The sequence below is a fragment of the Rugosimonospora africana genome (assembly GCF_016862975.1).
GTDB lineage: Bacteria > Actinomycetota > Actinomycetes > Mycobacteriales > Micromonosporaceae > Rugosimonospora > Rugosimonospora africana.
Genome location: NZ_BONZ01000021.1, coordinates 256,770 through 270,067, shown reverse-complemented (window position 1 = coordinate 270,067; position 13,298 = coordinate 256,770). Strand labels below are relative to the sequence as shown.

The following is a 13,298-nucleotide window of genomic DNA, read 5'->3' as shown; positions in this document are numbered from 1 at the left end:
GGATTCCTTGGCTAGCGTCCGTTCCAGCCTCTTGGGAGCGCTTCCGCCGCACTGTCCGTCGGCGCGTCCGATGGATACGTGAGCAGCGGTGAGTCGACGGGGCCGCGCGGCCGGTAGGGCAGGCACGGTCACGGGCGCGTTCGGGTCGGGACCGGGCGCCCGGTCCCGACCCCGAGCACACGCTCTCCCAGAAGGGGACAGTCCATGCGTCGTACTACTGTGTTTCTCGCCGGGCTACCGCTGGTCGTCGCGACCGTGCTGGTGGCCTCGCCGGTCGCGGCCGGCGCGGCGAACGGGCCGGCGCTCGCGGTCGACGTCACCGCGGGCCGGCACGCCATCAGCCGGGACATCTACGGGATGAACTTCGCCGACGAGGACCTGGCCGCCGCGCTGCGCCTGCCGGTACGCCGGTGGGGCGGCAACGCCACGACCCGGTACAACTACGCGCTGGACGAGACCAACCGCGGCTCCGACTGGTTTTTCGAGAACGTACCGGGCAACGCCGACCCGGCCGGCCTGCCGGACGGTTCGGAGACCGACACGTTCGTCGACCAGGACCGCCGGACCGGTACCGACTCGATCCTCACCGTTCCGCTCATCGGTTGGGTGCCGAAGGCCCGCGACTACTCGTGCGGGTTCAGCGTGACCAAGTACGGGCCGCAGCAACAGACCGACCAGTGGCGACCGGACTGTGGCAACGGCATCAAGTCGGACGGCACCCCGATCACCGGCAACGATCCGGCCGACACCAGCGCTCCGGCCGGCGCCGCCTACGTCACCGACTGGATCCACCACCTGACCGGCACGTACGGAACGGCGGCGAACGGCGGCGTGAAGTTCTACAACCTGGACAACGAGCCGGACATCTGGTTCCAGACGCACCGGGACGTGCACCCGAACGGCGCCGGGTACGACGAGATGCGCGACTCGACGGAAAGCATCGCCGCGGCGGTGAAGGCGGCAGACCCCGGTGCCGCGACCCTGGGACCGGTCGGCTGGGGCTGGAACTCGCTGACCCTGTCCGGAGCCGACCAGCAGACCTGCAACATCCAGGGCGGGTCGTGCTGGAGCAACCCGCCGGACAAGGCGGCGCACGGCGGGGTGGACTTCGGCGCCTGGTACCTCGGGCAGATGAAGGCGTACCAGCAGGCGCACGGGGTGCGGATCCTGGACTACTACGACAACCACTGGTACCCGCAGGAGACCGGGGTCGCGTTCGGCAACGACAGCGACCCGGCCACCAACGCGCTGCGGTTGCGCTCCACCCGCAACCTGTGGGATCCGTCCTATGTGGACGAAAGCTGGATCAACACCGCGACCCAGCTGATCCCGCGCATGAAGCAGCTCGTGGCGGCGAACTACCCGGGCACCAAGACCGCGATCACCGAGTACAACTGGGGCGCCCTGGACACCATGAACGGCGCCCTGGCGCAGGCCGACGTGCTGGGCATCTTCGGCCGTGAGGGGCTGGACCTGGCCACCCTGTGGTCCCCGCCGACCGCGAGCCAGCCGGGCGCGTACGCGTTCCGGATGTACCTCAACTACGACGGCAACGGCGGCGCGTTCGGCGACACCGGCGTCCAGGCGACCAGCGCCGACCAGGGGCAACTGGCCGTGTACGCGGCCGACCGGACGAGCGACGGCAACACCACCCTCATGATCATCAACAAGACCGGTAACGACCTGACCAGCCAGGTCTCGATCCGGGGCCGGTCGCTGGTCCCCACCGCGAAGGTGTACCAGTACGCCCCGGCGAACCTGACCGCCATCACCCGCCAGCCCGACCAGCGCCTCATCGCCGCACCGGTCGCGTACGGGCAGCCCCCGTTGTACCTGTACACCGGCACGTTCCCGGCGAACTCGATCACTGAGGTGGTGGTCGGCCCGGGCGGTACCGGCGGCGGATCCACCGGCTGCACGGCCACGTACCAGACGACGGGTCAGTGGCCGGGCGGCTTCCAGGGCCAGGTGACCGTGAAGAACACCGGCACCACGCCGTTCACCGGCTGGTCCGCGACCTGGACGTACGCCAACGGGCAGAAGGTCACGCAGCTGTGGAACGGCACCTGGACCCAGACCGGCGGCACGGTCAGCGTGACCAACACGGCGTGGAACGGCTCGATCCCGCCCGGCGGCAGCCAGTCGGTCGGCTTCCTGGGCACCGGCAGCTCCGGTGCGGCACAGGCGGTCGGCTGCACCGGCCACAGTTGACCCCGCGGCCCGCGTGAGTCAGGGCGCCCGTGAGGCACAACGCTCGTGAGGCACAACGCTCGTGAGGCACAGCGCTCGTGAGTCAGGGCGCCCGTGAGATGCGCTAGCCTCGGCTGTCGTGGAGATCGCGACCGCTGTAGCCGAGGACCTGGCGCCCACGGGCGCCCTGCGCGCGTCCATCAACCTGGGCAACCCGGTGCTTGCCCAGGGCACGCCGGACGCGCCGAGCGGTGTCACGGTCGACCTCGCTCGTCAGATCGGCGCGCGGCTGGGCGTACCGGTGGAGTTCCTGTGCTTCGACGCGGCGCGCAAGTCGTACGAGGCCATGGCGACCGGTCGGGCCGACATCTGCTTCCTGGCCATCGAGCCGGCCCGGGAGGCCGAGGTCGCGTTCACCGCGCCGTACGTGGTGATCGAGGGAGTGTTCGCGGTACCCGAGGACTCGGACCTCACCGGCGTCGCCGACGTCGACCGCCCCGGGGTACGGATCGGCGTGAAGCGCGGATCCGCGTACGACCTGTTCCTCTCCCGTACCCTCGCGCACGCCACGGTGGTGCGCGGCGACGAGGGCGTGGACGTGTTTCGCGCCGAGGGGCTGGAGGCCGCGGCGGGAATCCGGCAGCCGATGACCGCGTTCGTCGCGGCGCACCCCGGGGTCCGCCTGATCCCGGAGCGGTTCATGCAGATCCAGCAGGCGGTGGGTACGACCAGGAGCCGCCGGCCGGAGACCGTCGCGTTCCTCGCGGACCTCATCGAGGAGTTGAAGGCCGGCGGGTTCGTCGCCGAGTCGCTCCGGCGCTCGAACCAGCCGGACGCGACGGTCGCCCCGCCCCGTCGGTAGCCCCGCCCCGTCGGTCGCCCGCCCGGCCGTTAGCCCCGGGCGGCAGGGCGGACAACCTCCGGCGGCCGGAGCCACCGGAGGACAGGGCAGACCGGAACGCGTCCTAGGCGGCCGGTGCGGCCGGGATGTGACCGTCGTGGGGGAGGGTGGGTACGTCGACCTGAACGGTGTCCGGGTACTTGAGGCCCGCGCCGGTGTTGAGCACCAGTACCCGGTCGCGCTCGGCGAGCCAGCCGGACTCCCGCAACTGCCGCACCGCGGCCAGGCACGCGGCGCCCTCCGGGCAGATGAACGTGCCCTCCTGCGCCGCGAGAGTATGCTGCTCGGCCAGCAGGGCCGGGTCGCTGACCGCGACCGCGGTGCCGCCGGTGGCCCGTACCGCGTCCAGGACCAGGAAGTCGCCCAGAGCCTTCGGTACCGTGATGCCGAACGCCACCGTGCTCGCGTTCTGGACCGGCTCGCTGGTCTTCGCGCCGGACTTGAACGCCCGCACGATCGGGTCGCAGCCCTCGGCCTGCACCGCGACGAGCCGGGGGAGTTGGTCCGGGATCCAGCCGAGCGTACGCATCTCCAGCAACGCCTTGTAGATGCCGATCAGGCCGACCCCGCCGCCGGCCGGATAGCAGATGACGTCGGGCATCCGCCAGCCCAGCTGTTCGGCGATCTCGTACCCCATGGTCTTCTTGCCTTCGATGCGGTACGGCTCCTTGAGGGTGGACACGTCCTGGTACCCTCCGCGCGCCGCGACCGCCTCGCCGATCAGCCGGCCGGCGTCTCCGATGAGTCCGTCGACCAGGTACAGCTCGGCCCCGGCCACCACGCACTCCACCCGGGTGATGAGCGGGGCGTCCAGCGGCATCGCGATCAGGCTGGCCAGTCCGGCGCGGGCGGCGTAGGAGGCCCAGGCCGAACCGGCGTTGCCGTTGGTGGGCATGGCGATGCCGCGTACCCCCAGCTCGGCCGCGCGGGACACGCCCACGGCCGCGCCCCGGGCCTTGAACGTGCCGGTCGGGATGACTCCCTCGTCCTTCATCAGGAGACCGGGCACCCCGATCTTCGCGCCGTACGTGGACAGGGGGATCAGCGGAGTCATCCCCTCACCCATGGTGATCACGTTCGCTTCGTCGCGGACCGGCAACACCTCGTGGTAGCGCCACAGCGTCGGCGGCCGGGACGCGATCTCGGCCGGGCTGACCGTGGCGGCCACCCCGTCGAGGTCGTACCGGGCCAGTAGGGGAGCGTTGTCGGCGCTGAGCCCCTGCACGGTGTCGGCGTCATAGGTCGTGCCAGTACGCGAGCATTCCAGGTGACTCAGGAACGAGTAGGCCACATGCCCTCCCAGGACCGGTTTCCCGCGGTGACGGCACCGTGATCGCATGGCGGCGACCCCAAGCCGTCAGGTGCAGTCTGCCTTGCGGCCAGATCGCTCTGGCAGGCGGCCCGGCATCCGTGGCGGTGTGGCGCGGCTGTGGCGGCCGTCACCGCGTTCACCCCATTGCCATGTGTCCATCGCCCGATGTTTGCGGACGGCGGCCTAGCCTGGCGGCAATCGAGAGGAGGCCCCATGTCCCTGCTCGTCGTGCTGGTCATCATCACAGCGCTGGCGTTCGACTTCACCAACGGCTTTCACGACACCGCGAACGCGATGGCGACTTCCATCGCCACCGGCGCGCTGCGACCAAAGGTGGCGGTCGGCCTGTCCGCGGTACTCAACATCGTCGGAGCGTTCCTGTCGGTACAGGTGGCCAAGACGATTTCCGGCGGCATCGTCGACGACGCGAAGATCACTCCGGCGATCGTGTTCGGCGGGCTCATCGGCGCGATCCTGTGGAACCTGATGACCTGGCTCGCCGGTCTGCCGTCCAGTTCGTCGCACGCGCTGTTCGGCGGGCTCATCGGAGCGACCTGGATCGCCGCCGGCCACGGCGCGGTGCACTTCGACAAGGTGATGGAGAAGGTCATCATCCCGGCGCTGGCCTCACCGCTGATCGCCGGTTTCGTCGCGCTGATCGCGACGTTCGCCGTCTACACGCTGACCCGCCGGGCGCGCAAGGACACGGTGACCCGCGGGTTCCGCTCCGGCCAGGCGATCTCGGCGTCGATGGTGTCGCTCGCGCACGGTACGAATGACGCTCAGAAGACGATGGGCGTCATCACGCTGACCCTGATCGCGGCGAAGGAACTGCCGTCCGGGTCGGGGCCGCCGTTCTGGGTCATCGTGACCGCCGGGCTGGCCATCGCGGCCGGCACCTACCTCGGCGGCTGGCGCATCATCCGCACCGTCGGCCACCGCATCACACAGGTCGAGTCGCCGCAGGGCTTCGCGGCGGAGACGGCCGCGGCGGCGGTCATCCTCGCGTCGTCCCACCAGGGCTACGCGCTGTCCACCACCCATGTGTGCTCCGGCTCGGTCATCGGGTCCGGTGTGGGCAAGCGGCTGGCCGAGGTGCGCTGGGGCGTCGCCGGGCAGATGGTCATCGCCTGGGTACTCACGCTGCCCGCGGCGGCGGTGGTCGGCGCGCTGGCCGGCCGGCTCGCCTCGGCGGGCACCTGGGGCATCGTGCTGGTCGCGGCGCTCGGCGTCGCCGCGGCCGCCGCGATCTACCTCCGGTCCCGGCCCAACGCGATCCACGCCGGGAACATCAACGAGGTCGACTCCTCAGGAGCGACCCAGACGCGCCCCACGCCCACCCCGGCCGGTACTCCGGCCTGATCGGCGACCGGTCTGGGTCGGGGCGCGGTGCGTACGTCGGCCTGACCAGCGACTGGTCTGGGTCGCGGCGCGGCGCCAGACGCGCCGAGCCAGAGCGGTCGAATCGAAAGGAGCGGCTATGAACATCGCGTGGCACTCATTGGGTCTGGTGCTCCTCGTCGGCCTGCTGGCCGGCGCCGGTACCGTCATCGTCTTCACCGGCGGCGTGCTCGGGCTGTCTCTCGCCGGCTCGGCCCGCGAGCGGGGTCAGGCGACGTCGCTCGGGTTCGGGATCGCCGTGCTGTGCTTCCTGCTGTGCGCGGCGGGTGCGATCTACGGGATCTACCTGATCGTCCCGCAGTTCCACTAACGGTATTCGGCGAGCCGGGGTCGGATTCCCACCAGTACCAGGAGCATGACCGCGCCCATCAGGACCGCCGGGATCACCGTCCACCCCGACAGCGCGCCGCGTGCACCGGTGATGGCGTCCTCGAAGCTGGCCTCGCGACTGGCGGTGACCTGGCTGACCGCGGTGTCGTAGTAGAAGAAGTCGAACGCGGCGTCGCCCCGGGCGATGCCGGTGAGCCGGTCCACCGCGGTGCTGAGCTTGCCCCCGTCGGCCAGGGCCACGATCTGGTTGTGGTCACGCTGGTATGCGTTCCACCGGTCCAGCGCGTCCGGCCCGGTGCCGGTCGGCGCCGTCCCGAGGTCGTTCAGCCCGGCCGTGAGGTCGTCGCCGCCCCGGCCGCAGGCCCCGCCGTCGATCACGCACCGGGACTTGGTCGCCACGTCCTGCTGGACGTCGCCGGGGTCGGCGGAGATGAGGTACCGGCTGGTGTCCCCGGCCGCGTCGTAGCTGACCGCCTGCGCCGCGGTCAGCGCGAGGAACGGCGCGAAACTGGTGCGCTGCGCGCTGTCCAACCGGTGAGTCTCGCTCACGAAGACCACGCCGGCCGAGACGACCAAGCCGGCGGTGGCCAGCGTCGCCAGGGCCAGCGCCGGATTGACCAGACGGCGGAAGCTCCGGGTCAGCCGCCACTGGAGTGCCACGAGCAGGACCACCCCGGCCGTGCCGAACAGCACGGCGAGCCCGACCCCCCACCACGCGATCGTGCGCTGCCGCGCGTAGCTGCGCTCCAGCGTGGCCTGATTGGCCGCGCGCAGCGCCTTCGCTGTGGGCAGCAGGTCGGCGTGCAACAGGGTGTTGGCCCGGGCGTAGTACCCGAGGGTGTCGGCCGGCGGCCGGCCCGGCGCCTGGTCGGTCGCCTGGTCCTGGACGGCGAGCGCCTGCCAGGCCAGCTGGCGGTACAGGGCGAGCTGGGTGGCGAGCGTGCCCAACTGGGCACGGGTGGCCTCGGTGACGGCCGCGTTCTGCGCCCGGGACAGGTCGGCGTCCACCTCGGCACTGCGTCGCTGGTACGTGAGCAGCGCGTCGAGCCGGCTGGCCGACAGTTCGTCCGAGTTGCCGATCATGATGAGGCGGGCCACCTGGGAGTCCAGGTCGCTGAGCGCGAGGTAGAGGTCGGACGCGGTGGCGGCCTGCGGGGCGGCCTGCTCGCCGATGACCCTGACCTGCTGGCGCGTCTGGACCATGCCGGCGGTGGTCACCGCGAGCAACGCCGCCGCGAGGAGAATCGCCGACCCGGCGAGCAGGCGCAGCCTCACCGGTGTCGCCATGGGTTTCTTGGTTCCGTCGCGGCCGTTGCGGGTCGCGGATTGCGTCGTCGTCACGAGCAGTCGCCGATCGCGGATCGCGTCGTCATCACGAGCACGATCGACACAGTATTCAGTCGGGTCAAGGCGCCCGGCACCGCGTCCGGCCGGACCCCGGTGACCTCGCGGTCCTGCCGGCGGAAGGTGGTCGTTACGTCGCGGTCCTGCCGTGGCCGGCGTCCCGGTCGTCGTTCAGGGCGGTCACGAGATCCTCGCGGGCCCGGGCGACCCGGGACCGGATCGTGCCGATCGGGCAGTCGCACACCTCGGCCGCGTCCGCGTAACTGAGCCCCAGCACCTGGGTCGCGACGAACGCCTCGCGCCGGTCCCGGTCGAGACCGGCCAGCAGGTGCTGGAGCACTACGGCGTCCTCGAAGCCGCCGGCCACCCGGGCGGTGGCGGTCTCGGCGTCGGACTCCCGGTCGTCGAGCCGCGTGGTGCGGGGCCTGCGTGAGGCGGTACGGACGTGGTCGGCCGCGACCCGGCGGGCGATCGACAGCAGCCAGGTGCGGGCCGAGGACCGGGCGGCGAACCCGCGCAGCCCGGACATCGCCCGCAGGTAGGTCTCCTGGGCCAGGTCCTCGACGTCCCGGACGTCGGCGAGGTGGCCGAGGAACCGGTGCACGTGCCGCTGGGTCAGCTCGACGAAGGTGGTCGCGGCCGCGCGGTCGCCGTCCCTCGCGGCCAGCGCGGCGTTCGTGATCGTTTCGTCGTCGTACCCGGACCCGACCATGACGCAACCGTAGCCTGCCTACTTAGTCGGATTTTCCCGGGGCACCCGGGAACCAACGGGCCGCGCCCGGCGACCTGTCGACTATGGGATGCGGTCAGTGGCGCGAGGCGCTGTCGGCGCGCCTGGACGGTGAGGAGGACGCCGACCAGGCCCCGCTGGTGGACGCCCATCTCGCCGGATGCGCCGAGTGCCGGCAGTGGTTCGAGGACGCGGCGGCGGTCACCCGGCTCGCCCGGCTGGGGCCCGTGGCCTCCGTTCCGGGCGTACCGGACAGTGTGCTCGACGCGGTACCCCGGGGCCGCCGTACCCACTGGGCCGCCGCGCTGCGGGTGGCGCTCGGCGCGATCGGCGCCGGGCAGGTGCTGCTCGGCGTGGCGCAGATGGCCGGGCCGGGGATGGTCGGGGCGACGATGGCCGGCGCGATGGCCGACGGTCGGATGGAGGGCGCCAGCCTCGACCATCTGGCGCACGAGTCCGCGGCGTGGAACCTGGCCGTCGGCGCGGGGTTCCTGTTCATCGCGTGGCGGCGCAGCCGCCCGGCCGGTGTGGTGCCGACGCTGACCGCGTTCGTGGGCGTGCTGACCGCGATGAGCCTCGGTGACCTGATCGACGGCACGGTGGCGGCGAGCCGGCTGGCCAGCCACGTGCTGCTCCTGGTCGGGTACGCGATCGTGGTGGCGATGTGCCGGCCCTCGCTCAACCAGGACCCACCGGTGGGCGCCGGCCGGCGGCGCGACCGGTCGCGGTGGCGGCAGGACCCGCCCAGGGAGAACGTGGTCGAGCTGCGCCCGGGCGGCGGCGCGCCCGGCGCCCGCGAGGCGCGGGCCCGCGACCGCGGCGTGGCCTGACCGCCGGCGGCCCGCTCAACAACGGCGATTCGCTCAGCGCCGGCGGCCGGTTCAGCGACCGCGACCCGTTCAGCGGCCGCCGCGCCGGGCGTCGGCCTCCGCGGCCCGCTGCAGGAACGCGTTGTACCGGGCCAGCTCGTCCTCCTCGCCGGTGGCCTGGGCACGGTCCGCTGCCCGGTCGAGCCGGGCCTGTTCGCGCTCGTCCGACCGGATCCAGCGCAGCACCAGGATGCCGAACACGACCGCGGCCGGGATCTCGCCGAACGCCCAGGCGATGCTCGCGCCGAGGCGCTGATCGGAGAGCAGGCTCGGCGCCCAGCTCGGGTGGACCGACGTGTACCAGTCCGCCGAGATGACCGTGTTCGACTGGAGCAGGATGACGCCGAAGAACGCGTGGAAGACCATCGCGGCGAAGTGGACCAGAACGAGCACCGGCTGCGGGAACTGCCGGCGCCCGGGGTCGATGCCGATGAGTACCCAGAACAGCAGGTACCCGGCGATCACGAAGTGCGTGAGCATCGCCAGGTGGCCGAGGTGGTACCGCATCAGCGTGCCGAGCAGGCCGCTGAAGTACAGCCCGTACAGGCTGGCGACGTAGAGGGCCAGGGCCACCAGCGGGTGGGTGAACACCTTCATGACCCGGCTGTGCAGGATGATCAGCAGCCAGTCCCGGGCGCCTCGCACGTCCGGGTCGACCGGCCGGCGCAGGGTACGCAGCGCCAGCGTGAGCGGGGCACCGCCGACGAGCAGGATCGGTACCGGCATCGACAGCACCATGTGCTGGGCCATGTGCACGCTGAACAGCACGTACGCGTACCGGGCCACGCCCAGGTCGGTCACCGCGGCCAGCAGGACCATGCCGGCGATCCAGCTGGCGGTGCGCGCCACCGGCCAGCGATGCCCGGCCCGGCGCAGCCGCCACACCCCGACCAGATAGGCCAGCGTGCCGGCGACGGTGACGGCCAGGAAGAACATGTCCGGCAGCACGTCGCTGATCATCGCGGTCAGGGTCGGCTTCGGCGGCATGCCGAAGCCGAGGATGTCCACCACGGGATTCGTGTCGACCGGGTTGGTCCCCACCGGGGTGGGGCTGCGGGACAGGGCCACCGCGAGGCCGAACGTCGCCCCGAAGACGACCAGCTCGCCGGCGGCCAGGCGCCAGAACGCCCGACGGTTGCCGGCCCGCAGAGCCGGCAGCGTACCGGACCGGTGTGCCGCCCCGATGCCGCCGAGCAGTACCAGCGCGGCCAGCTTGCCGATCACCAGTACCCCGTAGCTGGAGCGCCACAGCTGGTCGAAAGAACCCAGCCGGACCCAGGCGTTGGCCACCCCGCTGATCGCGACCGTGACCCAGCAGAACAGGGCCAGCCGGCTGTACCGGGCGGCCGCGGCGGCTAGCAGCCTGCTGCGCCGCATCAACAGCAGCGCGGCCAGCCCGCCGACCCACAACGCGGCGGCGCCGACGTGCAGGGCGAGGCTGGTCACCGCGATCTGGTGGTTGCCGGCGCCGGCGGCGTGGCCGGTGAACGCGGGCGGCAGTACGGCGACGACCGCGAGGACGGCGCAGCAGGCGGCGTTGGTCCGGGACAATCCGACCCGGGTCAGGATCGCCAGCACCAGCGCCATACCGGCCTGTACCAGCAGAGCCTGGCCCTGGGACACGGACACGGCGAAGCTGTAGACGCTGCGCGGACCGAGCTGGGACAGCGGCTGGCCGAGCAGGTCGGAGACGCTCAGGACGAGCAGCGCCAGGCTGGCGACCGTCCAGGCCAGCGCGAAGCCGGTCGCGAGGCGCAGCATCCGGAACCCCTGCGCGCCGACGGTCCGCTCCTTGCCGGGCAGCAGGAACGCGGCGGCGACGCACAGGCCGACGGTGAGAGTGCCGAGCGCCTCGATGAGGAGGGTGACCACCGGCAGCGCCCAGTCGACGAACCGCCCGGGGTCGGGCAGCCCGGTGATGGTGGTGGCGTTGAGCCCGTGGCCGCCTTCGAGCGCGAGTACCAGGACGGCGAGGGCCGCGATGCCGACCACCACCGGCAGCCACCAGCGCGGACCGGCGCCCGCCGGACCGGTGCCCGCCAATGGGGTGCCGGCCGGGCCGCCCGTCTCCGGGCCAGCCGTCTCCGGCACAGCTCCCGCTGGGGCCGGGCTCACCGGCGCCGCCGCACTGTCCGCAGCGGTCCGACCGCGATCCACGCTCATCGGCCGCTCACCGCCCGCCGCCGGGTCAGGGCCACCGCGAGTACCGCGATCACGACGACCACCGCGGCCGCGCCGCCCCACAGCCACAGGCGGTTGGAGCCGGTGCCCGGTGCCGCGGCGGCCGGGCCGGTGGGCGGGCCGGCGACCGGTTCCTGGCCGGCCGGCAGGGCGACGGTGAAGTGGAACTGCCCCTCGACCGGGTGCCCGTCCGCGGAGATCGCCCGCCAGGCCACCGTGTAGGCGCCGGAGTGCAGTGGGTACACCTTCTGGTGCACGTCGTTGTCGATCACCTGCACATGACCCTCGCTGTAGGAGACCTTGCCCGGGCCGGTGACCCGTACGGTCGTGAACTGCCCCCGAACCATCTCGTTGAACGTCAGGGTAACCGTTGACATCGCAGCGGTGACCGTGGATCCGTCCGCCGGGTCGGTGCGCTCCAGCCGGGAGTGCGCCCAGGCGGGGGAGGCCACCGCGAGCGTCGCCACGAGAGTCACGGCGGCGGACGCGGCGAGCCTGGCCGGCCAAAGGGCGGGCCGGGCACGGCGTACCGGTGGTTCGGGCTTGATCGTCACGTCTGGTTAGTCGGTACCGCCGCGCCGGAAGTTCCCGCGACCGGCCGTGGCACGGACGGTCGGCTCAGTCACCGGTCGACGTGCTCGCCGTGGCCATGGCGACCACCGCGAACAGGAGCACGGTGATCACGTGGACCGCCGTGCACCAGAGGCAGACGGCGTCCAGGGTGAACAGCTCGGTATACACCAGGTAGAACACGAACCCGATGCCGATCACCGTGAAGGCGAGGCGCCCCCAGCGCAGCTCCGGTCGGCGTGAGCGCCAGGCGGCCGGCACGCACAGCGGCAGCATGACGACGAAGAAGATCAGGCCGAGCAGCGCCACCGGGATGCCCACGATGCTCGACTCGGCGCTCGTGGTGACCTTCTGACAGTTGATCACCCCTGTCTCCGGGCAGGCCAGCGTGGTCGAGGACGTGAAGTGCTCGATGGTCAGGTAGACGGACACCGCCAACCCCAGCACGGTGAGCACCAGGGTCGTGAACGCCGGCCAGCGCGGCGGTGCGGCCGGCTCTGGTACGGCCGGCCGCCCGGTGGACTTAGTCGTTGACATGGAGCTTGCTCTGGTACGCGGTCACCGCGGAGCTGGTACACACGTTGCCCGGTTGTCCCTTCGTCAGCTGGCAGATCACGGCGGTGAACGCGTTCGCCGTGCCGTTGACCGCCTGCGCGATCGGGTCCGACGGGTTGGACAGCGCCGCGGCGATCTGGGCGGCGGTCTTGCCGGCCAGCAACTGCGGGCTGTACGACGCGCCGGAGACCAGCGCCTTGTTGCCGAAGTCGATGAACGGGATCGACCCGGCCGCCTCGGACGGGACGAACGGCGCCGCGTTGTACTTGTTCAGCAGCGCCTGCTGCGCCGACGTGGGCGTGTCCAGCGGCGCGTACCCGTTGCCCTTCTGCTGGTTGGTCTCCGTCTCGACGCCCTGGAAGGCGATGAACTGGCTGCTGTAGCTGGAGCCGTGGAAGGTCAGCGTCGCGGTGTTCGGGAAGACGTCGGTCGACGACGAGTGGGTCTCGCCCAGGTTCGTGAACGTGCCGAAGCGGCTGAGCGCCTGGACCATGGCCCAGCGCTCGGCGGCGCAGTATGGGCAGTACTCGGCGCCGACGTACACGATCAACGGCTTGCCGCCGTCGCTGAGCAGCGGCTGGCCGGTCGTCATGCTGGGCAGGGTGGTGACCTTGCCGATGCCGACCTGCTCCAGGGCACTGGCCGGAACCGTGGTCAGCGGGCCCACCACGTCGGAGGACGCGACCTCGGACGCGGGCGCGGGAGCGTGATGCTTGCCACCCGTCAGCTTCACGCCGACGAGGATCCCCAGCACCACGATGACCACGAGCACCGCGGAACCGGCGATCGTGAACCGTTGCCGGCGGGCGCGCTCCGCTTTGCGCTGGGCCTCCAACGCCTCCCGTGCTCGCTGCTGCGCCTGCCGACTACTCTTCGACACCCGATCCGCCCTCCTTGGACATGCACCGCCACGCC

Annotated in this window: 12 protein-coding genes; 5 read left to right on the top strand and 7 right to left on the bottom strand. The window is 71.8% G+C overall.

The features are described 5' to 3' along the window. Positions 1–204 precede the first annotated feature (204 nt). Both Raf01_RS12010 and Raf01_RS12005 read left to right on the top strand, forming a co-directional pair. On the top strand, positions 205–2,211 hold the full coding sequence (locus Raf01_RS12010) for a glycoside hydrolase family 44 protein (protein WP_203917877.1): 2,007 nt from the start codon (positions 205–207) through the stop codon (positions 2,209–2,211). 118 nt (positions 2,212–2,329) lie between these two features. After that, a complete protein-coding gene (locus Raf01_RS12005; RefSeq protein ID WP_203917876.1) occupies positions 2,330–3,052 on the top strand; it encodes a transporter substrate-binding domain-containing protein in 723 nt (240 codons plus the stop codon). Positions 3,053–3,155: 103 nt separating this feature from the next. On the opposite strand, the gene Raf01_RS12000 is transcribed toward Raf01_RS12005, so the two are convergent. Further along, positions 3,156–4,382, bottom strand: coding sequence for a threonine synthase (locus tag Raf01_RS12000; RefSeq protein WP_239133538.1), 1,227 nt, complete (start codon positions 4,380–4,382; stop codon positions 3,156–3,158). Positions 4,383–4,616: 234 nt separating this feature from the next. On the opposite strand from Raf01_RS12000, the gene Raf01_RS11995 reads away from it, so the two are divergent. Both Raf01_RS11995 and Raf01_RS11990 read left to right on the top strand, forming a co-directional pair. Beyond that, positions 4,617–5,765 carry an inorganic phosphate transporter gene (locus tag Raf01_RS11995; RefSeq protein WP_203917874.1) on the top strand — a complete coding sequence of 383 codons (1,149 nt, stop codon included), beginning with the start codon at positions 4,617–4,619 and terminating at the stop codon, positions 5,763–5,765. 118 nt (positions 5,766–5,883) lie between these two features. Further along, positions 5,884–6,114 (top strand): hypothetical protein, encoded by a 231-nt coding sequence (locus Raf01_RS11990; protein ID WP_203917873.1) that lies wholly within the window; start codon positions 5,884–5,886, stop codon positions 6,112–6,114. Here Raf01_RS11990 and Raf01_RS11985 read toward each other — a convergent pair. Beyond that, positions 6,111–7,421, bottom strand: a complete 1,311-nt coding sequence (locus tag Raf01_RS11985) for a GlnX family signal transduction membrane protein (protein WP_203917872.1) — start codon at positions 7,419–7,421, stop codon at positions 6,111–6,113. The two genes, Raf01_RS11990 and Raf01_RS11985, sit on opposite strands and share 4 nt — an antisense overlap. Before the next feature lie 187 nt (positions 7,422–7,608). Further along, positions 7,609–8,190, bottom strand: coding sequence for a sigma-70 family RNA polymerase sigma factor (locus tag Raf01_RS11980; RefSeq protein ID WP_203917871.1), 582 nt, complete (start codon positions 8,188–8,190; stop codon positions 7,609–7,611). 83 nt (positions 8,191–8,273) lie between these two features. Between Raf01_RS11980 and Raf01_RS11975 the strand changes: the two genes are divergently transcribed. After that, complete coding sequence (locus tag Raf01_RS11975) at positions 8,274–9,038, top strand: zf-HC2 domain-containing protein (RefSeq protein WP_203917870.1); 765 nt, start codon at positions 8,274–8,276, stop codon at positions 9,036–9,038. Between the two features lie 69 nt (positions 9,039–9,107). On the opposite strand, the gene Raf01_RS11970 is transcribed toward Raf01_RS11975, so the two are convergent. The 4 genes from Raf01_RS11970 to Raf01_RS11955 form a co-directional block, all read right to left on the bottom strand. Continuing rightward, positions 9,108–11,168 carry a bifunctional copper resistance protein CopD/cytochrome c oxidase assembly protein gene (locus Raf01_RS11970; protein ID WP_239133537.1) on the bottom strand — a complete coding sequence of 687 codons (2,061 nt, stop codon included), beginning with the start codon at positions 11,166–11,168 and terminating at the stop codon, positions 9,108–9,110. A 68-nt stretch (positions 11,169–11,236) separates the two neighbouring features. Then, a complete protein-coding gene (locus tag Raf01_RS11965) occupies positions 11,237–11,812 on the bottom strand; it encodes a copper resistance CopC family protein (RefSeq protein WP_203917868.1) in 576 nt (191 codons plus the stop codon). A gap of 64 nt (positions 11,813–11,876) precedes the next feature. After that, positions 11,877–12,365: a vitamin K epoxide reductase family protein gene (locus tag Raf01_RS11960; RefSeq protein WP_203917867.1), complete on the bottom strand. Its 489-nt coding sequence runs from the start codon at positions 12,363–12,365 to the stop codon at positions 11,877–11,879. Continuing rightward, complete coding sequence (locus Raf01_RS11955) at positions 12,352–13,263, bottom strand: DUF929 family protein (RefSeq protein ID WP_203917866.1); 912 nt, start codon at positions 13,261–13,263, stop codon at positions 12,352–12,354. The genes Raf01_RS11960 and Raf01_RS11955 overlap by 14 nt, the downstream gene beginning before the upstream one ends. Positions 13,264–13,298: the final 35 nt, after the last annotated feature.